Genomic DNA, 21,444 nt, shown 5'->3' on the forward strand with positions numbered 1-21,444 from the left:
GTGAGGCATCGTGCAGATTGGCCCCTACCGCATCCTCCGCGAACTGGGGCGAGGCGGGCAAGGCATCGTCTACCTGGGGCGGGACGACCGCGGCGAGCTCGCCGCGGTCAAGGTCGTGCCCCACGTGGACCGTGCCTTCGAACGCGAGCTCGCCGCAGCCCGTCAGGTCGACGAGTTCTGTACGGCTCGCGTGCTGTTCGCCGACCTTGACCACGATCCTCCCTATGTGGCCGGCGAATACATCGACGGGCCCCCGCTGACCAGGGCCGCGCCGCTGCGCGGGCCGGCGCTGACCCGCCTGGCCATCGGCACCGCCACCGCCCTGACCGCCATCCACCGGGCCGGAGTCGTGCACCGCGACTTCAAACCGGCCAACGTCCTCATGGGGCCGGACGGGCCCCGCGTGATCGACTTCGGCATCGCCCGCCTCGTGGACATCTCCCAGACCCAGGGCACCTCGGGCACCCCGCCCTATATGGCCCCGGAGCAGTTCACCGGAGGCGAGACTGGTCCCGCCGCGGACGTCTTCGCCTGGGGCGCGACCATGGTCTTCGCCGCCACCGGCCGCCCGCCCTTCGGCATGGACACCTTCGCGGCCATCGCCTACCGCATCCTGCACGCCCCGCCCGACCTGGGCGACCTGCCCGAACCTTTGCGCGGTACGGTCACCCGCTGCCTGGCCAAGGACCCGGCCACCCGGCCGACGGCCCGCGACCTCCTCCTGGAACTCCTGGGCGAACCCGCCACCGCGCCACCCGGCCGAGGCGGAGCACCCGGCGGCCAACCGCCGGACGCCGCCTGGCAGGAGGCCGCCTTACGCCAGGGCACCGCAGCCGCACATCCGGCCGCGCCGGGCAGTGGCCCGGCCCCGCCGGGCAGTGGCCCAGCCGCGCATCAGGCCACGCCCGGCGGCGCCCCGCCCCCGCCGGGTGGCGCCCCAACTGCGCCCACGGCCATGCCGGGTGGCACCCCCTTCAGCCGCCGGCCCTCTGCGGTTACCGGCCCGCCCGGTTCCCCCGTGACCACCGCTCCGGGTTCCGGGGGCGGTGCCGTACCGCGGAAGGGGGTGTCACGGCGGGCACTGCTGGCGGCGGGCGGTGCCGTCGCGGCGGCGGCCGTGACGGCCGGTGTGGTGTTGTGGCGCGGCGGCCAGGGCACGGGGGAGAAGCCGGTGGGCGACGGGCCCACCCCGGGCACGCAGGGCACCACTCCCCAGGGCACGACGCCCCAGGCAGGCACTGGGACTCCTCTCAGCGGGCCGCCCGCACCGGGGCAACTGGCGGACGCGGTCCAGACCGCGGTCGCGCTGGCTCCGCTGGCCGACTTCACCTTCGACGGCCGCCTCGCCCAGGGCACCTGGCACACCGTGGCCGACGGCCGCGTCTCCTATGCCGCCCAGACCTCCGAGAGCCGCGCCGACATGCGGGTGACCGCCGAACACCCGGTGCCCAAGCTGTCGGCGCGCGTCGTGACGCTCGACGGCGAAGACTTCGTCAACGGCAAACCGGTCACCGACTACCAGGCCACGCCCATCATGATTTATGCCGACATGGCGCATGAGATGGCCTCGATCCGGAACCTGATCGGCCTGGCCCGCGCCACCGGCCAGCTCAAGTCGGCCGGCCGTACCTACACCGGCTCCCTGACCACGACCGACGCCCCGGAACGCCTGTGGAGGGTCTTCGAGAACGGGGAGACCACGCGGGAGCAGCTGGAGAAGACCACGCTGTCGTGGACGCTGAAGCTGGACCAGCGGGACCGCCCCCGCTCCCTGGACCTGGCCTGGAACGTGCGGCTGCCCGGCGGCGGCGATCTCCTCTCGCACACGTACGAGATCCGCTACGCGAAATGGCGCGTGGAGGAGATCGCCAGACCGGGTTAGTACGACTTCTGGGTCTGGACATTGAAGTCGTCCATGGTGACCTGTTTGGCCGGGTCGGTCAGCGGGTCGTCGATCTGGATGACGTCCAGGCCCTTGAGGATGTCGCTGGAGTAGATGTAGCCGTTGTAGTAGTAGGCCGACCAGGATCCGGCGATGGCGTTCTGGCCCCCTGCCGGCCCGCGTTCGAAGAAGCCGATCTCGCGGGGCTTGGCGGAGTCGGTGAAGTCCCAGATGGACACGCCGCCCTGGTACCACGCCTGGACCATCACGTCCTTGCCCTTGATGGGCAGCAGGGAGCCGTTGTGGGCGACGCAGTTCTCCCCGGCGGTCTGCTCGCGCGGCATCTTGAAGTAACCGCGGCGCTCCAGCTTGCCGCCGGCGATGTCGTAGATGGCGTTGGCGCCCTTGGTCTTCGGCGTCTTGCTGTCGCAGGTCGGCATGCCGCCCCCGCCGAGCTCGTCGGCGAAGACGACCTTGGTGGCGTCGTTGTTGAACGTCGCCGAGTGCCAGATCTGGAAGTTTTCGGTGTCGCGGACCTGCTGGAGCACCTTGGGCTTGACCGGGTCGGCGATGTCGAGCAGGACGCCGTCGCCGAAGCAGGCCGCGGCGGCGAGGTTCTTTTCGGGGTAGGCGGTGATGTCGTGGCAGCCGGTGGCGAAGGCGCCGTCGCCCTGCCCATCAGGGAAAATATTCGGCTTCGCGACGATTTTTGCGGACTTAGGTTCCTTAAGCGGGATTTCTACGATCTGGATGAGTTCGTGGGGCGGCGGGCACGTCTTCGAGTCCGGTTCGGGGCCGGGGGAGGAGACGTAGACGTAGAGCTTCTCCTTGTCCTTGCCCGGGACCATCGTGTGCGTGTGCGAGCCGCAGTCCGTGCGCACCGCCGAGACGTAGGCGGGGTTCTTCTTGTCGCTGATGTCGAAGATGCGCAGGCCCTCCCACGCGCCGTCCCGGTCCGGCCCGGCGCTGCGCGAGTCGCAGGTCTCCCCGCTGCGCGGCTCGTCGATCGAGAGGATCAGCAGGTCGCCGTAGACGGAGACGTCGTTCTGCTGCGCCGGGCAGGACACCTGGCTGACCGTCTGCGGCCGCGCCGGGTCGCTGATGTCGTAGATCGTGAACCCGGCGAAGTTCCCGACGTAGGCGTATTTCCCCTGAAAGGCCAGGTCGGAGTTCCAGCTCATCGGGCCATCCAGCGGCGCGGCCCGCGGCACGTTGGCCACCAGCTTCACGTTGCCGCTGGTCTTGACGTCCTCGCTGCCCGCCGAGGACGCGCCGCCGCTCGGCGAAGCCGAAGCCGAAGCCGACGCCGGCTGGTCCGTCTGCGCGGTGGAGGCGCTGGGGGCCGGGCTCGCCACCGGTGTCCCGGCGCAGGCCGCCGCCAGCATCAGGGCCGCACCCGCAACGGCCGTCCGTAGCTTCGCTGAGATCACGCGCGCTCTCCTTTGCGTTTCTTGGCCCAGTATGGAAGCTATGTCAGCACAGTTCCGGACGCGTCTTCTTCCCATCACAGTTGTGCTGACATTTGCCCTGGCCGCGTGCTCCGCCGCGGACGGCGCCCCCACCCCCGTGGGCTCCGACGCGCCCGTGCTGGTCCCGCGCGCCCCCGGATCCCCCGGCCGTACGGCGACGCCCGGCGAACGCCTGCCGCAGCCCGAGCAGCAGCCGTCCGCGGCCGACGTCCGGTTCGCCGAGGGCATGATCCCGCACCACCGCCAGGCCCTGGAGATGGCCGGGCTGGTCGCCGAGCGAACTTCGAACCCGGCCGTCCGCCGGGTCGCCGGCCAGATCGCGCTGACCCAGGAACCGGAGATCCGCATCATGTCGGGCTGGCTGAGCGACCTCGGCCGCGCCGTACCGCAGTCACACGACCACACGCGGCCCGCCAACGGGATGGCCGGCCCGGCCGAGATGAACGCGCTGCGCGCGGCCCGCGGCGGCGCGTTCGACCGGATGTTCCTGCGCCTCATGATCCGGCACCACGAAGGGGCGCTGACGATGGCCGCCGCCGCGCTGCGTGAGGGCACCGACCAGCGGATGCGGATGATGGCGAGGGACGTCTACTCCGGGCAGAGCATCGAGATCGCCCGGATGCGCCAGGCCCAAAGCTGACATGTCCGTATTACCTGCTCTTTAGACTCCTGCCTCTAGGGTTGTGCCATGGCAATCTGGCGCACACCTGACGGTATGCAGGTGGAGGCGGTCGTCGTCGACGACAAGCCGCTGCTGCGCGTGTCGCGACGCGTCGAGGGCAAAACGTTTTTCCGCGGCTACGTCGCCAACGTGGACGAACTTCAGCAGCACGGCGTCGATCTGGCCGAGCTCAAGGAGCATCCCGCCGCCTGACCGAACAAAATTCGGTACCGTGGGATCATGACGGACATCTTCGGCGATCTGGCCGCCGAATACCGGCAACTGGACGCCGTCCTGGCCGCGCTCACCCCCGCCCAATGGTCGCTTCCCTCGGCCGCCGAGGGCTGGACCGTCCTGGACGTCGTCCTCCACCTGGCCCAGACCGAGGAACTGGTCCTCGCCTCCCTCGCCGGTCACAACACGACCTTCACCCCGGACCGGACCGACGACGTCGACTCCCTTGCGGCCACCTTCGTCGCCGCCGAGCGCGCCATCGCCCCGGACGACCTGCTGGCCCGCTGGCGCGAAGCGGCCACCGCCACCCCCGGCGCCCTGGCCGGCCACCCGAAGGACCGGCGGCTGAGCTGGGTCGCCGGGACCCTCTCCCCGAGCACCCTGGCCACCACCCGCCTGGCCGAGCACTGGGCCCACGCCTACGACATCGTGACCCCGCTGGCCATCGACTACCCGGCCACCGGCCGCCTGCGGCACATCGCCTGGCTGGGCCACCGCACCCTGCCGTACGCGTTCACGGTCGTCGGCCTGACCCCGGAGCCCGTCTTCTGCCGGCTCACCAGCCCGGATGGCGACATATGGAGGTATGGCGACCCGGCCGCCCCTTCTCACATCACCGGCCCGGCCGCCGAGTTCTGCCTGGTGGGCGCCCGCCGCCTGGCTCCGGCCGACTCCACGCTGAAGGCCACCGGCCCGCACGCCGCCGCGGCCCTGGGCGTTCTGCGCAACTACGCCGTCTGATTCTCCTCCGCCGGACTGGCGTCGTCGCCCCCGGCGTCAAGGGCCGCCTTGCGCTGGTCGAGAAGGTGACGCAGCCCTTCGACGAGCGGCGCGGCCTGGCCGTACCCATCGCGGGCGAGGACCATGCGGGCCTCGGCCTCGAGCTGCCACCAGGCGTTCTTGCGCGCCCGCGAGGCGGAAGCGCGGGCGTCGCTGCGCAGGAACCCCGCCCCCGCGGTCAGCGCCGCCGCGGCCAGCGCGAGCACGGCCGCCGGAATGCGCGCGTCGGCCGACGAGAGCCCGGTCGCGCCCGACAACGTGGCCAGGACCACCGCGGGCAGGCCGAGGACGATATGGGCGACCCGCCAGAAACTGCTCCACCAGCGCGCCTGGCCGGCCTGCGCCTGCGCTTCGGCGATGATCCGCTCGATCTCCGCCCTCAGATGCTGGACCTGCGCGTCGGCGCCTAATCCTTCGCTCACGTGCCGATCGTGTCACAGAGAGCTAGGCAAGCGAACCCAGCTCGGCGGTCATGTTCCTGCGGGCGCGCTCCTCCCACAGCTCACGGGCGCGTTCGGTGCGATAGAGCCGGGGTACGGCCAGCAGCCGCCGCAACACCGCCGCCCGGCCCTGCGCGAACAGGTCGTCGGGCACGTGCGCGTACTCCCTGCGAACTGCGGCCGCGTACGCCGCGTACCCCGGACGCCCCAGCACGGCCAGGTCGGCGTCGCACAGGACGGCGCCGTTGGCGTCGTCGTCGCGCAGAGTGTCGTGGGCGGCGGTGAGCCGGACCAGCCGGGCCACCTCGCCGACCCGCGCCGCCGCCACCCCGGCCCCCGGCAGCCGGCGCTGGGCGAGCTGGGCGCTGCGCTCCTCGTCCCAGCCCGGCCGGCCGTCGTACACGGCGTCGTGGAACCACGCCGCCAGCCGTACCGCGGCCGCGTCTTCGGCCAGGTCAGCGAGGTCGTCGACGGCGGCGAGGACCGCGTGCAAATGATCCAGCGTGTGGTAGTGGCGGTGCGGCTCCGACCAGCGGGCCACCAGCTCGGCCCGCAGCGCGTGCGCGGCCGGTGAGGAGTCGATCAGATCCCCGATCATGAAACCACGGTATCGCGGGGGAATATGTTGTCTAATGGGCGGATGGGTGATGAACGCCGGATTCCCCGCTGGCGCGATCTCAAAGCGGTCATGCCGCCTCTGACCAGGGAGGATCGGCTGGCCGGGGCGGCCGATCTCCGCGACATCCGGCGCCTGGCCAGGCGGCGGGCGCCGCGGCTGGTCTTCGACTACGTGGACGGCGCGGCGGAGAACGAGGTGGCGCTGGAACGGTCGGTCAGGGCGTTCCGGCGGGTGGAGTTCCTGCCTCGGGTCCTGTGCGACGTCGGCGACATCTCCCTGGCCACCAGCGTGCTGGGCAGGGAGATCGCCATGCCGCTCATCCTCGGGCCGACCGGGTTCACCCGGATGATGCACCGTGACGGGGAAAAGGCCGTCGCGCGGGCCGCGGCGCGGGCGGGCCTGCCGTACACGCTGTCCACCATGGGGACCACGACCGCGGCCGACCTGACGCGCGCGGCGCCCGGCGGCTGGAACTGGTTCCAGCTCTACGTGGCCCGCGAGCGCGACCGCAGCCGCGCCGCCCTCGAGATGGCCCGCGACGCCGGGATGGAGGTGCTGGTCGTCACCGTGGACGTGCCCGTCGCGGGCGCGCGGCTGAGGGACGTACGGCACGGCATGACGCTGCCGCCCAGGCTGCGCTGGCGCAGCGCCCTTCAGGCGGCCCGGCATCCCGCCTGGTGGTTCGACTTCCTGACCAGCGAGCCGCTGACCTTCGCCTCCATGGGCGGCAGCGATCTGGCCGGCATCACGGGCCGCATGTTCGACCCCGGCGTGACCTTCTCCGACCTGGAGTGGATGCGCTCGATCTGGAACGGCCGGCTGCTCGTCAAGGGCGTGCAGCGGGTGGACGACGCGGTGAAGCTGGTGGAGGCCGGCGTCGACGGCATCGTGGTCTCCAACCACGGAGGGCGCCAGCTCGACCGCGCGACCACGCCCCTGGAACTGCTTCCCGAGGTGGTGGCCGAGGTCGGCGACCGGACAGAGGTCTACCTCGACGGCGGCGTCCGCAGCGGAGCCGACGTCGCGGCCGCGGTCGCCCTGGGGGCGCGGGCCTGCTTCGTCGGCCGCGCCTACCTGTACGGGCTGATGGCCGGCGGCGAGGCGGGCGTGGACCGGGTCCTGCACATCTTCGAGGCCGAGCTGCGCCGGACCGTTCAGCTGCTCGGCGGCACCCTCGACCCCTCGGTGGCCCGCCTGCGTCCGTGACCGCATCCGGCCAGTTTCGGGGGCCAACTCCTCTCGGGCCCAGGGCGTCTCCTAAGTCCCAACTCTTGTGGAGGGGCCTTCATTGAATCGTTCCAACGCCCTGTTACTCGCCTGCGCCCTGACCCTGGGCGTCATCGCGGCGCCCGCCCAGGCGGCCGCCCCGGCGATCCAGCTCGCGAAGATCTTCTACGACTCGCCGGGAACGGACCGGCGCGGCAACGCCTCGCTCAACGGCGAGTACGTCGTGATCAGGAACACCACACGGGCCGCCGTCGACCTGGAAGGCTGGAGCATCGCCGACAAGACCGGCTACCGCTACACCTTCGAGCCCGGCCAGACGCTCCGGCCCGGCAGGACGCTGACCCTGCGCACCGGCCAGGGGGACTCGGGCGCCGGCACGGTGTACTGGGGCCGCCGTGCCTACGTGTGGAACAACGACAAGGACACCGCCTACGTCAGGAACCGCAGCGGCAGGCTGGTCGACTCGTGCTCGTACAACTCGAGCTATCGGGACTGGTTGTCCTGCCTCTGAGCGAGGAGATCGAGCTGGCCGTCGCACGCCCACCGATTGGCGGCCGCCCGGATGCGCACCGGCTTCCGTCTGGTCAAACCCAAGCGTTCCGCACATTCTGGGCCAATTCTCGCCCAGCGGGACTCGGGATTGCGCAGGACGTGGCGGCATGCCCGGCATCGCACCACGTGCTGGCGGGTGGCCGGTTCGCTGAGGTCCAGGTCGAAAAGGTGCACGGCGCTTGTCATCCTGTCACGCCGGCGACTTCCGGTCACGCTGGTACGGCCCGCGTCGTGCGAACGGCGCGAGCCGTACAAGCGACAGGGAGAGGTTGCGACCCGGGCCCGGAGCTGCGGCGGGGCGGGCGCTCAGAGAAGGCGGCGAGACCGCGAGGTGGGGGAGTGCGGCGCCGGTGGCGAAGGTGTCGGTGTCGAGGGCGGAGTCGGTGTGCAGGGTGGAGGTCAGGACGGCCAGAGCATGTTGGTGAGCTCGGCGTCGAGGTCCATGAAATCGGTCTCCCGGCCTGCGGGCACCTTCTCGTAGGTGCGGTGCAGGAACTCGGTGAGAGGTGCCAGCGGGACTTCGAAGAGCGCCTGCCCGAACGGTGACGTCAGGCTGATGTGGAGCGTGCGCTCGCCGTCGGCGCGGGCAGGCCAGACCTGCACGTCGCCGTCGCCGACACGCCTCACGATGCCTACGGTCAGGAGTTCGCGGGCGAAGATCCACTCGACCGGTTCGTCGTTCCCTACGTGGAAGGCCATGCGGATGGCATACGGATCGTCGGCTGTGTAGCTCAGTCCGGCGAGCAGGGGGACGGTCGTACGGTCGGGGACCACAAGCCGAAGGCCAAGCTCGGCAGAGACGGTGGTGCTGTTCATCGTCAGCCAAACCTTTTTCGTCGTAGGGTCCCCTCTTCGGGGCTTACTGCTCTGACGGACTTCGTCCTGAGCTATGACGCGGAACGAAGAAACCTGTAGGAAAGATTCCGCTCCTGAGGCCTTCTGTAACGCACATCACAGCAGGACATTTAGGCATCTACCAGGCTAAACGGTACCAACCGGGCTATGTTTGCGAGGGTTTTGCGAGCTGTAGAGCCCATCTCGGCGCGCCCTCGGCATCTATCGGGCGAAAGATCACGATCACCGCCTTCCGGAACACGACGATGGTATGCCAACGAGCCACCACGACGACGGGCAACCACCGCGTTTCCCCCGAATCCGCGTGGCCGACGCTATCGCTTCGCCAGGTGGTCGGGAAGTGCGGTATGGTTTTCCCCGTCGGCACCGCGAGGGGCCGACGGGCGGGCGATTAGCTCAGCGGGAGAGCGCTTCGTTCACACCGAAGAGGTCACTGGTTCGATCCCAGTATCGCCCACCAGCAGGTCGGAGGCCGTTTCCCGGTCGGGAGGCGGCCTCTTTCGCTGTCTGGAATGTCTGATTCTGGGAGCAAAATGGGAGCCGCGATCTTGGAATGGGTGTGCGGCACCGCCAGAAGTAAAGATCGGCTTACCCCGCATTGCTAGCCCTTCCGCTTGCGCGCCTCAGGGATCGCCTGCCACCGAGCCGCGGAATCAACGGCGTCGAAACCGAGGTGAGAGTCGCCGCCCGGAACGGCTCCAGGAGTTTGTTCATGAGAGGGACGGTGGAGCGTCGCGGGATGCCTTCCTCCGCCCAGAGCCGCTCCAATTCTGCTCGTTGCATCAGCGCCGTCTCCAGGCGCTGCTGCAGGGTCTGGACGACATCAGCCCGCATGAGCTCGGTGGCGTGCGTGTAATGATCACGCATCTCTGCCTGGGCCCGGCCCTCGTCGGCGCTCCTGTGCCCCATACGCTCGTCTCGCATGATGTCCGGGATCCTGTCCTCGGCATTCCATGTCGAGGCCGTGTGCCGGAGTAGGTGGGTCGATACCTTGGTGCCTTTGGACTCCTCTTCGATCTTGCGGAAGGGCAGCCAGACGGCGAGCGGCGTGTCAGCCGGCAGAGTCTTACGGCCTCGGCTGCGTTCCGCAAGGCGAGGGGGCACCCATGGCAGCCCATCCTCTACGGCGGGCCAGGGGACAACCGGTACCCCGGGCCACCCTTGGGACAGGTCCACCATCACGGGCATCCTGGGCCGTGGATTCTTGCCGCCCTCCTCCGGGAACCAGCCGTCGGCGGCCGGGCGGATAGCCGCCCGGCCAAAGTTCGAACGTCGAGGGTGCCCGTTGTAGGGCCCAAGAAAGAGGTACTCGCCGCCCTGACACCAGGCGGGGTCGCCTGGCCTTGGTAGCCGCTTCTTGCATGTACATCGGCGAGGCTTAAGCTCAGCGAGAAGGCCGAGGAGCAGCGGCGGTAGGTCGATTTTCCGTATCGAGCCGTCCTTGGGGATGCCCCGGTAGAAGTGGCCGCTCAGCTCGTACAGCTTCTCCTCGATGTTCAAGCGGCCGTCCTCGGTAAGATATCTGGGTCCGAGGGCAAGCGCCTCTCCCCAACGCACCGCGCTAAAGGCGTACAGCAACTCCCGGACTAGGTCGTCATCCTGGCCGGTGAGCGCCGCCACGCGCTCACCGAAGAGGACGACCTCAAGCGGTGTAAGAACATCCTTAGTCTTCTGCTGTGCCCGGATCTGCTCCACGCGTCGAAGCCCGCGCCTGCCCCGCGCCTTCTCCTTGACAGCTGGGTTGAACTGGATCCGGTGCGGGATCGCCGCACCGAGGCACGTGGCCAGCGTCACCCGGGCGTCTCTGGCGGTGCGGGCGGCGTAACCGTCCACCCGCATCAGGTCCCGCTCCCACCCGTCGATCTCCTCGCGGGATTGGGCTATTGCCGCAAGGCTTCGCCCCGAGAAGAACGGCAGGATGTGGTGCTCCAGGTAGTAGCGGTAGTTCGTCATGGTGGTTGGTTCAAGGTCGAGGGATGCGTACCAGAGGTTCGCGTACTCCTCGAAGAGGATCATTCCGGCCTTGGGGTCCACGTATCGGTTGTTCCGGACGTCGGACTCCATGTCCTGCCAGTACTTGTCAGCAGCTTTCTCGGTCAGAAAGCCGGACATGCCTTGCGTCTTCCCGCTGGGATCGCGCCAGCGGGCACGCCAGAAATTGCCTCGTTTCTCGGACCAGCCCATGGGACGTCCTCGGTGTCGGGGGGATCAGGAGAGCAGGCAGACCTCCAGCAGAGGGTTGAGGTCTACCTGGATTGCGCAGTCTGGCGCATCCACCGCCGCCGCGGGGCTCGATGCCGACGGACGGGTTGGGTCCGGCGCTGGACTCAGTGCTGAGGCGCTGGGTGGAGGAGACGGCGGCGGATTGGGTCTGCCGTCGCTCTCGACGCGCGGCTCGGTGGGGGACGAGTCGCGAGTCGGAGGCAGGTTCGAGCGAGTCGGGGCTAACGTCCTGCTCGTCGCCGGCGCCGAAGATTCCTGCGCTGGCGGCTGTGAAGACTGCACGGGCACGAGCGCAAGGGGCCGCGTGCGGGCTGGCCTAGTCGTGATCCGTGTCCTGGTCGGTGTGGAGATGGTGGCAGTGACGGTCTGGGGTGGCATCGTGATGGCGAGGGCGGGCGGGGTCGGCAGGGCCAGAGGCTCGCCGTGGCGTTCGAGCACGGCGCCGATACCGATTACCGCGGCCGTGGACGCGACGGCGGTCCCGGCAACGGCGGCGGCCATCTGATGCTCTCGGATGCGACGAACGATCGGCTCAACTGCGGCGCTGAGGATTGCGGGGATGAGGACGCCCGGCCGCAGGAAACGGTAGGCGCTTCGCCGGTGTCCTTCCTTCTTGTTGATGATGATGTGGAGCTCGCCTTTGTCGCCTTCGGGGATGCCGATGGCTGCGATCTCTTCGGGCATGTCTTCGTGGTCGGGGAATCGGTCGATGTTGTCGCTGTCTTTGTTTTCGTCATCGCTCATGCTGCTTCCCCCGGCTTGATGCTCTGCCTGACGCGCCTGACCACCCATCGCCACAGATCGTCCTCATTGGCAGGGTCATCCGTGCCGCGTGAGTTGAGGACAAGCTGGATGACGTTGCCGTCCACGTGGACGGGCAGGTGGTGCTGTTCCCCCTTGGTGCGCCGGAGCACCTCGCGGAACTCATCGGGTGCGCTCTCCCTGTACCCGGTTGGATCAGGGCCGGGCGACGCAGCCCCCACGATTCTTGCTGCGTCGTCCTTGTTGCGCTGTTCGTAGTGCTCGTGGATCTCGGCCACGAGTTCTTCGTCGCGCTTGACTCGGTGTACGAGACTGAGCGCTGTCCGTCGTACACGGTTGATGAGGGTGGTTTCGGTTGTGCCATTAGTGGGGGATGCCACCACGGCCACCTCCTAGTGGTACGGAGCTGGACCTTGCTGGGTCTCCCTCGCCTGGGGTGTCGGGGTTACATAGGACGTCTGTCAACGCTGGTCAGTCCAGAGCTTTATGACGTCTGTGATCCATTCGTGACTCTTTGCATTTGGTTAAAACTGTTATGCCGCAATGGCGCCATTAGCCCGTTTTGAGGTCGTTGTGCCCGTTGTCGGGCTCCGCGTCCTTATCGGCTGCAACCTCCTCCCTAAGCTGGCGCACTTCGCCTCGAAGGTTGGCAAGGTCCTGCTGGATGGCAGCAAGGATCGCCTCTAGTGCCGGCGTGGCAGCCGAACGCTCCTCGGTGTCCGGCTCTGTCGCCGGTGGATCCTCTGCGGCTTGCGGGCTTTCGCCAAGGATCTCGTAGACCTTTCCCCACTCCCATTGAAGGGCATCTTCGATCCCTCGTGCTGTGAGCTCCGCAGGCCGGTATCGGCCGCGCCTGATCGCAGAGAGGGACTCGGTGGAGACTCTTGCGCGTTCGGCCACCTGCTTCCAGGTGAGGCGTAGTTCGAGGCGTCGCTGATTCATGGCCTCGTCGAGCTGCGCGTGCGGCTGCATCTCGGCTCTCTCCCTTTGGTGTATCCAGCGCAGCATAACTGAGGATGCAAGAAACCTGTATGTGGAGTCTGTAGTCAAGTTGCCATGTCAGCCTTACCTAGCTTGTCGTAACCTCTTGCAACCTTAGGTATGTACGGTTATCTTCAAGTCATGCCCAAGCGCGCAACACCTATCCGAGAACAACGGCTGAAGCGCGGATGGACCCAGGCTGACCTGGCCGAAGCCATCGCCGCCGAAGGCGTGCAGGTCTCGCAGAGCCACATCTCCAAGATCGAAAGCGGCAAGTGCATGCCCTACCCGCCGCTACGGCTGGCCTTGTCGCGAATCCTCGGGCTGGACATCGACCTCCAGAAGGTCGAGGTGGACGCATGACGCCGGCGGAGCGGCTCCCGAATCCGCCGAGGCCGGACATGGTTACTTGCCCGAACTGCGGCACCAAGAACGAGCCAGACCGGACAGCCTGCCGGAACTGCCAGAACCCAATGACCAGTCAGGTCCGCATCTACTGCCCCTGTCAGAAGCGGCTCCACACCAAGCATTGCCTCTCCGCCCTTTTTGGCTGCGACCCGCGCGCTGTTGTCCGCATGGCTTGGCTCGGACGATGGCCGTCGATCAAGTCACCCGTCGGTGACAAGGGCTATCGATTCACCGATGCGATGGTCGCCGAGATCGTCGAGATGGGGGAGAAGCGTCCCGAAGCTTCCGCCAAGCCCGAAGTTCGTCAACGGCGCCCGGAGGTGGTGCCGACGCCGAAGCCTCGGGTCGGACGCGATCGCCTGCGACCAGTGGGTGCCGCCAGCCTGGTGGCCCCGTTGGTGGCCAAGCCAGGGCGGAGGCGGCGATGACCGAGATCCAACTCTTTAGCAACGGCGAGTTCGAGCTCCGCGTCCGAGAAGAGGGCGACTCCTTCATCGTCGAGGCACCGGGACTTGCGCGAGCGCTCGGCATGCGGGACGCCTTCCGTTTGGTCGAGTCTCTGCCCGACGACGAGAAGGGGTACACGACAGCGTGTACCCCTGGTGGAGATCAGGAGATCTGGCACGTCACCGAATCGGGGTTCTACCGGGCTATCGGGCAGCGACAGCCGAAGCGGATCAAATCCGCAGAGGTTCGCGATCAGGTGATCCGCTTTCAGAACTGGGTGTACCGGGATGTGTTGCCGGCGATCCGCCGGACTGGCAGGTACGAACTCCCTGATTCGCGCCCGGAACTCGGCGAGGACCCATTCAAGCCGGACGCGTTCACCTGGAAGGAGACCTGCACGGTCATCCGCCAGGAGTATCGGGTCCGAGTTGGGGTCGTGGATCTTCGCCGCACGCTGATGGCCGCCGGAGTACTGAACCAGCAGTTCGAGCCAAAGGCCGCGTTCTCCGACTGCTTCTGGTGGACCGGCAGCGCCTACCTGGTCTTTCGCCACTGCGTCCCCGCTCTTTGGTTCCACTACCGGGAGACCAAGCGCAAGCTGCGCGCTGTCCTCGGCCCGGAGAACCGCGAGATAGCGGCCGGACATCGGCAAGGCGACCTCTTCGCGATCGAGGGCGGTGCCTCGTGATGGCGAAGAAGTCGAACGTTCTCCCGTTCAAGCCGCGCCCGCTGAGCCCGAAGAAGGTCTTCAAGGACAAGGTCGCGGCCCGTACGGACAACACGTCGGTCTGCGGCAAAGGACATGTCCTGCCCGCTGGCGCTCCGTGCACTCAGTGTCGCTGACCAGCTAAGTGGCCGCTCGCCCGGTGGCGTCCGGACGAGGGCCTGTGACCCACCCGCTCACGAGCATCGAAGAGAGAGCAGGCGCATCAACTATGAGATTAACCCCAGAACGGGCCGCCTACATCAGGGGTCTTCGGCGCCTCGCGGACCTGCTGGAGGCCAACCCCGAACTGGAGCGGCCGGAGACCGGCCGCTGCGAAAACACCCCGGTCAGCGTGGAACTGGCAGGTCTGAGCGCGTGCGAGAACGCGGTCAAGTGGGTCCGCATCATGACCGGGCCGCGGATCACTCACGTCAGCCAGTACCGGCTCGAGCTGGCGGGCCGGGTCGAAGGACTCCTGGCCAGGCTCGTGCTGTGGGGAGTCCCGGTGGTGGACGTGCCCGCCACCACCAAGTACGGCACGGCTTTCGAAGTCGTGCAGATACGCCTCCCGGACGAGCTGCTGCAGGTGATTGACCTGGGCGAGTGGGCCCACCACATCTACCCGGCCGACGCGCCAGCCCCGGAGGACGAGTCATGACCGTCGAGGAGTACCTGGCCGGCGAGGAGCTGGCACTGGCCCTGCTGCGGCGCCACCCGGAGCTGACGCCGCCCACGTCAGGCACTCAGCTTCGCCGCGTGTACCCGGTGGTGTCGGTCGAGGCCGCACTCCTCTGGGCGAACGCCATGAACACGCTGCCGCGACTCGAGCACGTCGACGCGCACACGATCGAACTGGCCGGCTGGCTGCGCGGGCTGAAGGTCCTGGTCGCGCTGCGGCGGACCAACGTCGCGGTCCGCATCGAAGTGGCGGGCAGGGAGCAGTGGCTGTTGCCGAAGCAGATCCACGACGTGATCGCAGACCCGCCGGAGCACGTTATGGCCGCCGCGCCGTGGATGGAGGAGCAGGCATGAACACGCCGATCCCCGAGCTGCACGACGTGGCCGCGCAGACCGCGCTGTGGGAGCGGCCCAAGCGCCGTTCGCCTCGTGCCTACCAGCAGATTGTCCTCAACGTCGAGACCCGTCTGGCCGAGCGTGCAGGAGGTACGCGATGAGCACCACCACGGGCTCCGAGTCGCTCAAGTCCGTCACCACGGCGCTGGAGTACGCCCGCGCCTACGAGCAGGTTGCCGCGTTTCTGGCCGCGAACCCGGACTTGGCCAAGCGGGCCAGCGTCTATCTGGGGCGGTACACGAACATCGTCCCGCCTACCGCCGCAGACCCGGTCGAGTTCATCTTGGACGCCGCGCGACGGGGGCGCGCCTTCGGCGCCCAAGTCAAGGAATGGGTGGACGGCAATCACGGCGGCGTGAAGATCGGATTTGGGCCGCTGCACGTGAAGGTGTACACCACCGTTGACAAGGTGTGCAGGAAGGTCGTCGTCGGCATGGTCGAGGACGTCCAGTACGCGCTGGCGTTCGACCTGGACGGCACCCCGCGCACACCTGCCGAGGCGGCGTCATGAGCGCGCTCGCGGCGACGGGCCGTCTGTGTGAGGTGGCGGGCTGCGACAGCCACGACGCCAGGCAGAGAAGCGCCTGCGGCATCGTCTACGTGTGTCCTTCGTGCTGGGAGAGCGTCGAGGCGCTCACCGCGATCCTCTACCCCGTTCCGCAGGAGGCTGAGGCTGCCCGTCTCGCCGAGCAGGCGGGAGAGGTGGCGTAGTGGACGTCGATGTCAGCGGGACATCCCGCTACTACCTGGAGGCGCTGCGGTATTTCGGCTTCGCGCTGGAGATCCACTCGCCGCTCACCTCCCGTACCGGCCTGTACGTCGTGCATGGCTCGCGAGGAATCGGGCCGGACCTGGAGATCGTGCATGGGCAGGGCGAGCGCCTCTTGAAGGCGATCCTGTCGGCGGCCGTGCAGATGGGCGGCATGCGGCTGGAGACCTTCCGCAAGCTCGCCGAGCAGGCGGGAGCCGACCATGCCTAAGCCCAAGCACCCCTGCGTCCAGTCCGCCCTGTGGGACGGCGTGCTCGCCATCGTGGCCGGACTCCCCAAGGAGACGCCCGGCACCAGCCGGAGCATCGGCGAGTTCACCGTGGACGGCGCGACGAGCACCATGTTGGCCACCTACTCCGTAAAGCAGCCGGACGGCTCCAACACGGTGTACACGCTCACCTTGTCGGCGGTGGAGTCCCAGGACGACCACGACTGGTTCTGGGGTCCCGGCGGAGAGCGCGACCGCGACGACCCGTCCAGGCGTGTGGTTGTCGACGGCACCCACTACGTGATCGGCAAAGGCGGGAAGCCGGCCGAGCATTCAGGTTTCGCTGGCCGCACCTTCAACATCGCCTTCTTCGACGGCCGGGCCGTGTCCACCAAAGACCTGTGGTACCAGGGCCCGATCCCGCCCAAGTGGCGTCACCGGTTCCCCGACAACGCGCGGTTCGTGCAGGCGGGAGGCGCGTCATGACCCTCGACACCCGCGTCTACGTCCTCGATGAGATCAGCTACAAGGACGTCTGGTTGAAGTGCAACCAGCTCATCGGCGCCACCGAGAACACCCGGTTTACCGACGAGCAGCAGAAGACTTGGCGCAGCGGCGAGAGTTTCGTCGAACCCGGCAACTCATGGTGGATCTGGAACAAGCCCGGTCAGGGATTGTGCGCGCTGCTCGACGTGAGCTATCGACCTGGCGTACCGCTCCGTTCGGCGGAGCAGGCGGCGGCCCACGATGAGGACATCTGTAACCTGCCTGGCGGGTCCTGGTACGACGAGGAGTCCGGACCTTGCGACGGCTCCGACCATAGGCCCGCCTGCTGGCTGGAGATCTCGTTCGACACCGGGTACGGCTATCGCGGCGACAACGGCGAAGGCTGCGGCGACCTGCACGCCCGTTTGGTGGCTGAGCTCGGGCAGTGGCTGGATGAGCGCACTGTCCGCTGGCTGTGGAAGAACGAATTCACCGGCGACGTCCACTCCGGCTACGAGCGACTGATCGATCTGTGCTCCGGCGGCTTCGAGGCCACCGCTTGGTACCAGACCGCCGTGCTGCCGGCCATCTCCGCTCGCATCGGTGAGGGCGGGGCGTCATGAGAGACGTCTGGATGCCCCTCGCTGACGCCGCGGTCCGGATGCGGCTGACCTGGCACGAGGTGCTGGCCATGGCCGTCTCCGGCGAACTCAAGTCCCGCATCAACGGCAACCAGCGCGAGGTGCACGCCGGCGCCGTGGCCGCGCATGTGGAGCACTCCCGGCCCAAGCAGCCGCGCCTGATCCCGCGTGACCCGGCGAACCCGGCTGAGGACGAGATGACCTTCGCCGACAACCTCGGCTACTTCAAGGAGCAGGACACGTGAGCGCGCCGATGGAGCCGGTGTTCGGCGACCCGCCGCCGCCCGGCGCCCAAGCAGCCCAGGACAAATGGATGCCCACGCGGGACGGGCTGATCAAGCGGTCCAGTGAGTGGGCGCTCATCCTGGTCGGCCACTACGTCGAGGTTCAGAACCTGGCCACCAGCATCCGAAAGAGCCGCGGCGCCTGGACCGGCCATGCGTGGGAGGCCACCGCGCGGAACACCCTGTCGCGCACCGACGCCAAGGTGTGGGCCCGCCACATCAAGCCCCTGGACACCCCCAACGACGAGGGAGACGAGCACAAGTGAGTGAGTCCACGGAAGTCGAGCGGCTGCCGGTCAATCTGGGCGCGCCGATGGAAGACCTGGACCAGGCGTGGCGGCTGTCACAGGCCCTCGCGACCGCGGTCCTCATGCCGGACGCGATCCGCGGCAAGCCCTCCGATGTCCTCGCACTCTTGTTGTATGGCCAGGACCTGGGGCTGTCGCCCATGCAGGCCATCCAAGGCATCTACGTGGTCAAGGGCAAGCCGCAGCTTTCTGGAACGACGTGGATCGCGCTGGCCCGTAAAGCTGGCCACAAGGTCCGGATCCTGGAGTCCACGGACGAACGGTGCACGGTCGAGATCACCCGGGCCGACGACCCGGGGCATCCGCACCGGGAGACGTTCACGTTGCAGGACGCCGCGCGGGCCGGTCTGTGCCACATCAAGGACGGCAAGGCGTTTCTGCGGGACAAGAACGGCAATCCGCTGCCGTGGGAGGCGTACACGCGCACCATGCTGCGCAACCGGGCCATCTCCAGTGGCGCGAAGATCGCCTGCCCTGAGGTGGCGCTCGGGTTCGGGGTGGAGGGCGACTACGACTTCATCGCCGACGCCGCCGCGGTGATCACCGATCCGGAGGTGGTCGAGGCCGAGCCGGTTGACCCGGAGAAGGTCGCCGAGGAGATCGGCAACATCGCCGCCCAATTTACCGTAGACGAGCCGGTTGACGCCGAGATCGTCGAGGCGGCACCGTCCGCCGACTACGTGTGCGAGACGTGCGGCGCGGTGAGTGACCACTTCGAGGACGAATGCCCGGACGGTTCCCGTGGCTGACGTCCGGACGAAGGCCCTCAGCTACCTGAGGGATGAGAAGGTCCGCATCCTCGGCGCCAACTGGTCCAAGCCGGACTTGCGCCCCTACCGGGTGTCTGCGCTGGTGAAGGGGTTCCACGGCCTGTACTGGGTGCGGCTCAACGCCGACGGCTGGTTGTGCTCGTGCGGCACTCGCGACTGCGCCCACCTGGCTGCGGTGCAGATGGTGACGGGCTACCCGTCGCAGGCCAGCAAGCCGACCCCCGAGATGGCGGTGTCGGCGTGAGGACCACCTCCGAGCTGCTGCTCATCGCCGACCAGAAACGGCCCCGCACCCTGCAGAAGGAGATCGGAGTCTCCGACCTCGGCTCCTGCCGCCGCCGGGTGGGCTACAAGCTGGCCGGTGCCGAGTCGGTCAACCCGTACGGCAACATTCAGGCGGTCATCGGCTCAGCGGTGCACGACATGGTCGCCAAGATCATGGAGAAGGTTGCCGAACCCGGCGACCTGGTCGAGCACGAGGTCCGCTTCGCTGGCATTCTCGGCCACCTCGACCGGTTCGAAGCCGCCACCGGCACCGTCGTGGACACCAAGACCACCGGGTCACGCTGGCTGGAACACATCAAGTTGCATGGGCCGGAGCACACCCACCTGTGGCAAGTGTCCGTGTACGCCGCCGCACTGGTGACGATGGGCTACGACGCCAAACGCATCAGGATCGAGTACCTGGCCCGCGACACCGGCGAAGAGTACCTGTGGCCCGGCCCCGACGGCGCCCCGCTGAACCCGCGCAACGTGCGCGACGCGATGGAGTGGCTGCAGCAGGTCCGCGACACGCCACTGGAGATGCTGCCCCGCGACTACGACCCCGACTCGGTGTTCTGCCTGGGCTGCCCGTTCGGCGGACCGGACGGCGGCATCTGCTGGGAAGGCCACGTCCCGGAGCGCGACCGCCGCTCGGTGCTGTACCTGGATGACCCGGACGCCGAGAAGTGGGCCGACGAGCTGTTCGAACTGCGCCAGCAGATCAAGACGCTGGAGACCCGCGCTGACCGGGTGAAGGGCGCTCTGGACGCTGTAAGGCCCGAGATGGGCGGTCACGTTCGGTGCGGCTCGCGCACGATTGACTTCCGGCGCAACCCGAAGGATCCGACCCGCTTCAGCATCTATTTCGTTGCTGGGGGCCAGCCATGACGAGACGGCTTCCCTCATCGGCCACGTTCGCTGAACGGTTTTGGCACCGCGTTGACATCGGCGGCGAGTGCTGGCTATGGACCGGCCATCGCACCCCCGATGGCTATGGCCGTGTGAAACAGCCGGGGGTCCGCAGCCCGATCCCTGCACACCGCGCTGCTTGGGAGCTCACCCAAGGCCCAATACCACTCGGACATTTCGTGTGCCACAAGTGCGACAACCCGCCATGCGTTCGGCCTGACCATCTTTTCCTTGGCACGGCTGCGGACAATGCGGCGGACATGATCAACAAGGGCCGCCATCGTACGCATGGTCCTCTCAAACTGACATCAGACCAGGTACGAGAGATCGTCGCGCGATATCAGCCCGGCTCCGGTCCGTCTGGTCGAGGAGCGAACACAGAAGCCCTGGCTCAAGAGTTCGGCATCTCAAGCAACCACGTGCGCTACCTCGTTCGTCAGGCGCGTGACGCCGTCGCCGGCGGTGACGTATGAAGCGCACTCCGATCAGACGGCACACGCCCATGCCGCGCGGCACGAGCCGCCTAAAGCGCACCCCTCTGCCTCAGGTCAGCAAGAAGCGGCAGCGGGAGAACCGCGAACGGACCGAGATGAAAAAGACTCTCTTCCCGCCCTGGACCCGCTGCGCGGTGCCGAAGTGCAAGCGTCTCTACCAGGACGTCCACGAGCCGCTGACCCGCGCCCGCGGTGGATCCATCACGGACCCGGACAACTCCGTCCCAGTCTGTCGCCGCCATAACAGCGAGCTGACGCTGGAACCCGACTGGGGCTACAGGCTGGCTCTGCTGATCCACGAGTGGGAGAGGACCCCACTCGCCGTGCTCGCCTCAGTCCGCCGCCAACTGCTGGCCGACGAGACACCGGTCGAGGACATCGCCTACTGCCATCACTGCCGGATCTGGCGGGTTGTGGGCCACGACTGCGACACCCAGCCGGACGAGGAGACAGTCCGCTCCGGCCCACCATCCGACCTCGACATCCATGAGGAGCAGTCGTGATCGACATCGACGACCTGTACGGGCCGGGAGACGACCGCGAGCCCGAGCCGGACGACCAGGGTGACCCGCCGCTCGACCTTGAAGAGGTCCGGGGCCTCATCGTCCGTCTAGCCGTCATTTCCGGCACTGACGACGACCTCGCAGAAAAGCAGGCGGAAAGCCGCCTGCTGGACGAGGTGCTCCCGCAGGCGCTCGCCGAGATCGAGGAGCTCCGAAAGCAGCTCGCCGAGTGGGAGGCGCTGGAGAAGCGCATCGAGATCGTTGCCGCTCCCGGCGAGGACCCGGACAAGACAGCCGAGGTCGTCTCCTTCCAGTCGGTCGTGAAGGCGAGCGAGCACGCCGACGAGAGACCCGGATGGAACGTCTTCACCCGCATCCACACGCTTCAGCCCTGGCAGCAGCTCGACGAAGAGAAGCCCTTCTAGCCCCCGCTCCAGTGCCGGAGGGGGAGCGCTGGAGCGGGGGCACCTGCACAACTCGATCTTCC

The 21,444-nt window shown here is 68.0% G+C and carries 34 protein-coding genes and 1 tRNA gene; 26 read left to right on the forward strand and 9 right to left on the reverse strand.

Annotated features, from left to right (window positions below; translation table 11 throughout):
• Nucleotides 1–10: 10 nt before the first annotated feature.
• The gene (locus tag FVE25_RS41995) at nucleotides 11–1,882 is read left to right on the forward strand and encodes a serine/threonine-protein kinase (RefSeq protein WP_157253092.1); all 1,872 of its coding nucleotides are present in this window, start codon (nucleotides 11–13) and stop codon (nucleotides 1,880–1,882) included.
• Here FVE25_RS41995 and FVE25_RS42000 read toward each other — a convergent pair.
• Nucleotides 1,879–3,312, reverse strand: coding sequence for an LVIVD repeat-containing protein (locus tag FVE25_RS42000; protein ID WP_246268301.1), 1,434 nt, complete (start codon nucleotides 3,310–3,312; stop codon nucleotides 1,879–1,881). The two genes, FVE25_RS41995 and FVE25_RS42000, sit on opposite strands and share 4 nt — an antisense overlap.
• 82 nt (nucleotides 3,313–3,394) lie before the next feature.
• Here FVE25_RS42000 and FVE25_RS42005 point away from each other — a divergent pair, with 82 nt between their 5' ends.
• From FVE25_RS42005 to FVE25_RS42015, 3 genes are read left to right on the forward strand one after another with little or no spacing between them, the layout of a single operon-like run.
• Complete coding sequence (locus FVE25_RS42005) at nucleotides 3,395–3,991, forward strand: DUF305 domain-containing protein (protein WP_246268303.1); 597 nt, start codon at nucleotides 3,395–3,397, stop codon at nucleotides 3,989–3,991.
• A gap of 48 nt (nucleotides 3,992–4,039) precedes the next feature.
• Nucleotides 4,040–4,225, forward strand: a complete 186-nt coding sequence (locus tag FVE25_RS42010) for a hypothetical protein (RefSeq protein WP_157253094.1) — start codon at nucleotides 4,040–4,042, stop codon at nucleotides 4,223–4,225.
• A gap of 27 nt (nucleotides 4,226–4,252) precedes the next feature.
• The gene (locus tag FVE25_RS42015) at nucleotides 4,253–4,987 is read left to right on the forward strand and encodes a maleylpyruvate isomerase family mycothiol-dependent enzyme (protein WP_157253095.1); all 735 of its coding nucleotides are present in this window, start codon (nucleotides 4,253–4,255) and stop codon (nucleotides 4,985–4,987) included.
• Here the strand turns inward: FVE25_RS42015 and FVE25_RS42020 are convergent.
• The gene (locus tag FVE25_RS42020; RefSeq protein ID WP_157253096.1) at nucleotides 4,975–5,448 is read right to left on the reverse strand and encodes a hypothetical protein; all 474 of its coding nucleotides are present in this window, start codon (nucleotides 5,446–5,448) and stop codon (nucleotides 4,975–4,977) included. The two genes, FVE25_RS42015 and FVE25_RS42020, sit on opposite strands and share 13 nt — an antisense overlap.
• Nucleotides 5,449–5,470: 22 nt before the next feature.
• Nucleotides 5,471–6,064: an HD domain-containing protein gene (locus tag FVE25_RS42025; protein ID WP_157253097.1), complete on the reverse strand. Its 594-nt coding sequence runs from the start codon at nucleotides 6,062–6,064 to the stop codon at nucleotides 5,471–5,473.
• A gap of 42 nt (nucleotides 6,065–6,106) precedes the next feature.
• On the opposite strand from FVE25_RS42025, the gene FVE25_RS42030 reads away from it, so the two are divergent.
• The gene (locus FVE25_RS42030) at nucleotides 6,107–7,291 is read left to right on the forward strand and encodes an alpha-hydroxy acid oxidase (RefSeq protein ID WP_157253098.1); all 1,185 of its coding nucleotides are present in this window, start codon (nucleotides 6,107–6,109) and stop codon (nucleotides 7,289–7,291) included.
• 82 nt (nucleotides 7,292–7,373) lie between these two features.
• A complete protein-coding gene (locus FVE25_RS42035; RefSeq protein ID WP_157253099.1) occupies nucleotides 7,374–7,823 on the forward strand; it encodes a lamin tail domain-containing protein in 450 nt (149 codons plus the stop codon).
• On the opposite strand, the gene FVE25_RS57170 is transcribed toward FVE25_RS42035, so the two are convergent.
• Nucleotides 7,796–8,050 carry a DUF6011 domain-containing protein gene (locus tag FVE25_RS57170; protein WP_425489524.1) on the reverse strand — a complete coding sequence of 85 codons (255 nt, stop codon included), beginning with the start codon at nucleotides 8,048–8,050 and terminating at the stop codon, nucleotides 7,796–7,798. The two genes, FVE25_RS42035 and FVE25_RS57170, sit on opposite strands and share 28 nt — an antisense overlap.
• 213 nt (nucleotides 8,051–8,263) lie before the next feature.
• On the reverse strand, nucleotides 8,264–8,680 hold the full coding sequence (locus FVE25_RS42040; protein WP_020547189.1) for an SsgA family sporulation/cell division regulator: 417 nt from the start codon (nucleotides 8,678–8,680) through the stop codon (nucleotides 8,264–8,266).
• Nucleotides 8,681–9,104: 424 nt separating this feature from the next.
• On the opposite strand from FVE25_RS42040, the gene FVE25_RS42045 reads away from it, so the two are divergent.
• Nucleotides 9,105–9,179, forward strand: a tRNA-Val gene (locus FVE25_RS42045).
• 128 nt (nucleotides 9,180–9,307) lie between these two features.
• Here FVE25_RS42045 and FVE25_RS42050 read toward each other — a convergent pair.
• The 4 genes from FVE25_RS42050 to FVE25_RS42065 all read right to left on the reverse strand — a co-directional run bounded on the left by FVE25_RS42050 (nucleotide 9,308) and on the right by FVE25_RS42065 (nucleotide 12,676).
• Nucleotides 9,308–10,831 carry a tyrosine-type recombinase/integrase gene (locus FVE25_RS42050; RefSeq protein WP_157253100.1) on the reverse strand — a complete coding sequence of 508 codons (1,524 nt, stop codon included), beginning with the start codon at nucleotides 10,829–10,831 and terminating at the stop codon, nucleotides 9,308–9,310.
• A 96-nt stretch (nucleotides 10,832–10,927) separates the two neighbouring features.
• Nucleotides 10,928–11,686 carry a hypothetical protein gene (locus FVE25_RS42055; RefSeq protein WP_157253101.1) on the reverse strand — a complete coding sequence of 253 codons (759 nt, stop codon included), beginning with the start codon at nucleotides 11,684–11,686 and terminating at the stop codon, nucleotides 10,928–10,930.
• Nucleotides 11,683–11,982, reverse strand: a complete 300-nt coding sequence (locus tag FVE25_RS42060; RefSeq protein WP_157253102.1) for a hypothetical protein — start codon at nucleotides 11,980–11,982, stop codon at nucleotides 11,683–11,685. The genes FVE25_RS42055 and FVE25_RS42060 overlap by 4 nt, the downstream gene beginning before the upstream one ends.
• Before the next feature lie 274 nt (nucleotides 11,983–12,256).
• Nucleotides 12,257–12,676 carry a helix-turn-helix domain-containing protein gene (locus FVE25_RS42065; protein ID WP_157253103.1) on the reverse strand — a complete coding sequence of 140 codons (420 nt, stop codon included), beginning with the start codon at nucleotides 12,674–12,676 and terminating at the stop codon, nucleotides 12,257–12,259.
• Between the two features lie 150 nt (nucleotides 12,677–12,826).
• On the opposite strand from FVE25_RS42065, the gene FVE25_RS42070 reads away from it, so the two are divergent.
• The 19 genes from FVE25_RS42070 (at nucleotide 12,827) to FVE25_RS42160 (ending at nucleotide 21,382) form a co-directional block, all read left to right on the forward strand.
• The gene (locus FVE25_RS42070) at nucleotides 12,827–13,048 is read left to right on the forward strand and encodes a helix-turn-helix transcriptional regulator (protein WP_157253104.1); all 222 of its coding nucleotides are present in this window, start codon (nucleotides 12,827–12,829) and stop codon (nucleotides 13,046–13,048) included.
• The gene (locus tag FVE25_RS42075) at nucleotides 13,045–13,521 is read left to right on the forward strand and encodes a hypothetical protein (RefSeq protein ID WP_157253105.1); all 477 of its coding nucleotides are present in this window, start codon (nucleotides 13,045–13,047) and stop codon (nucleotides 13,519–13,521) included. Before FVE25_RS42070 ends, FVE25_RS42075 begins: the two co-directional genes overlap by 4 nt.
• Nucleotides 13,518–14,228, forward strand: coding sequence for a BRO-N domain-containing protein (locus FVE25_RS42080; RefSeq protein WP_157253106.1), 711 nt, complete (start codon nucleotides 13,518–13,520; stop codon nucleotides 14,226–14,228). Before FVE25_RS42075 ends, FVE25_RS42080 begins: the two co-directional genes overlap by 4 nt.
• A 247-nt stretch (nucleotides 14,229–14,475) precedes the next feature.
• Complete coding sequence (locus tag FVE25_RS42085; RefSeq protein ID WP_157253107.1) at nucleotides 14,476–14,904, forward strand: hypothetical protein; 429 nt, start codon at nucleotides 14,476–14,478, stop codon at nucleotides 14,902–14,904.
• Nucleotides 14,901–15,278: a hypothetical protein gene (locus FVE25_RS42090; protein WP_157253108.1), complete on the forward strand. Its 378-nt coding sequence runs from the start codon at nucleotides 14,901–14,903 to the stop codon at nucleotides 15,276–15,278. The genes FVE25_RS42085 and FVE25_RS42090 overlap by 4 nt, the downstream gene beginning before the upstream one ends.
• Entirely contained in the window at nucleotides 15,275–15,421 is a 147-nt protein-coding gene (locus FVE25_RS42095) for a hypothetical protein (protein WP_157253109.1), read from the forward strand. The genes FVE25_RS42090 and FVE25_RS42095 overlap by 4 nt, the downstream gene beginning before the upstream one ends.
• Entirely contained in the window at nucleotides 15,418–15,831 is a 414-nt protein-coding gene (locus tag FVE25_RS42100) for a hypothetical protein (RefSeq protein WP_157253110.1), read from the forward strand. Before FVE25_RS42095 ends, FVE25_RS42100 begins: the two co-directional genes overlap by 4 nt.
• Nucleotides 15,828–16,031: a hypothetical protein gene (locus FVE25_RS42105; RefSeq protein ID WP_157253111.1), complete on the forward strand. Its 204-nt coding sequence runs from the start codon at nucleotides 15,828–15,830 to the stop codon at nucleotides 16,029–16,031. Before FVE25_RS42100 ends, FVE25_RS42105 begins: the two co-directional genes overlap by 4 nt.
• The gene (locus FVE25_RS42110) at nucleotides 16,031–16,300 is read left to right on the forward strand and encodes a hypothetical protein (protein ID WP_157253112.1); all 270 of its coding nucleotides are present in this window, start codon (nucleotides 16,031–16,033) and stop codon (nucleotides 16,298–16,300) included. The genes FVE25_RS42105 and FVE25_RS42110 overlap by 1 nt, the downstream gene beginning before the upstream one ends.
• Nucleotides 16,293–16,784: a hypothetical protein gene (locus FVE25_RS42115; protein ID WP_157253113.1), complete on the forward strand. Its 492-nt coding sequence runs from the start codon at nucleotides 16,293–16,295 to the stop codon at nucleotides 16,782–16,784. The genes FVE25_RS42110 and FVE25_RS42115 overlap by 8 nt, the downstream gene beginning before the upstream one ends.
• Nucleotides 16,781–17,407, forward strand: a complete 627-nt coding sequence (locus FVE25_RS42120; protein ID WP_157253114.1) for a hypothetical protein — start codon at nucleotides 16,781–16,783, stop codon at nucleotides 17,405–17,407. Before FVE25_RS42115 ends, FVE25_RS42120 begins: the two co-directional genes overlap by 4 nt.
• Nucleotides 17,404–17,670 carry a hypothetical protein gene (locus FVE25_RS42125; protein ID WP_157253115.1) on the forward strand — a complete coding sequence of 89 codons (267 nt, stop codon included), beginning with the start codon at nucleotides 17,404–17,406 and terminating at the stop codon, nucleotides 17,668–17,670. The genes FVE25_RS42120 and FVE25_RS42125 overlap by 4 nt, the downstream gene beginning before the upstream one ends.
• Nucleotides 17,667–17,975, forward strand: coding sequence for a hypothetical protein (locus FVE25_RS42130; protein ID WP_157253116.1), 309 nt, complete (start codon nucleotides 17,667–17,669; stop codon nucleotides 17,973–17,975). Before FVE25_RS42125 ends, FVE25_RS42130 begins: the two co-directional genes overlap by 4 nt.
• A 47-nt stretch (nucleotides 17,976–18,022) precedes the next feature.
• Nucleotides 18,023–18,766, forward strand: a complete 744-nt coding sequence (locus FVE25_RS42135; RefSeq protein WP_157253117.1) for a recombinase family protein — start codon at nucleotides 18,023–18,025, stop codon at nucleotides 18,764–18,766.
• Entirely contained in the window at nucleotides 18,759–19,031 is a 273-nt protein-coding gene (locus FVE25_RS42140) for a hypothetical protein (protein ID WP_157253118.1), read from the forward strand. Before FVE25_RS42135 ends, FVE25_RS42140 begins: the two co-directional genes overlap by 8 nt.
• Nucleotides 19,028–19,939: a PD-(D/E)XK nuclease family protein gene (locus tag FVE25_RS42145; RefSeq protein WP_157253119.1), complete on the forward strand. Its 912-nt coding sequence runs from the start codon at nucleotides 19,028–19,030 to the stop codon at nucleotides 19,937–19,939. Before FVE25_RS42140 ends, FVE25_RS42145 begins: the two co-directional genes overlap by 4 nt.
• A complete protein-coding gene (locus tag FVE25_RS57175) occupies nucleotides 19,936–20,433 on the forward strand; it encodes an HNH endonuclease signature motif containing protein (protein WP_157253120.1) in 498 nt (165 codons plus the stop codon). The genes FVE25_RS42145 and FVE25_RS57175 overlap by 4 nt, the downstream gene beginning before the upstream one ends.
• Before the next feature lie 116 nt (nucleotides 20,434–20,549).
• Nucleotides 20,550–20,957, forward strand: a complete 408-nt coding sequence (locus FVE25_RS42155) for a hypothetical protein (RefSeq protein ID WP_157253121.1) — start codon at nucleotides 20,550–20,552, stop codon at nucleotides 20,955–20,957.
• The gene (locus tag FVE25_RS42160) at nucleotides 20,954–21,382 is read left to right on the forward strand and encodes a hypothetical protein (RefSeq protein ID WP_157253122.1); all 429 of its coding nucleotides are present in this window, start codon (nucleotides 20,954–20,956) and stop codon (nucleotides 21,380–21,382) included. The genes FVE25_RS42155 and FVE25_RS42160 overlap by 4 nt, the downstream gene beginning before the upstream one ends.
• The last annotated feature ends 62 nt before the right edge of the window (nucleotides 21,383–21,444 follow it).

It is taken from the genome of Nonomuraea typhae, assembly GCF_009760925.1.
Lineage (GTDB): Bacteria > Actinomycetota > Actinomycetes > Streptosporangiales > Streptosporangiaceae > Nonomuraea > Nonomuraea typhae.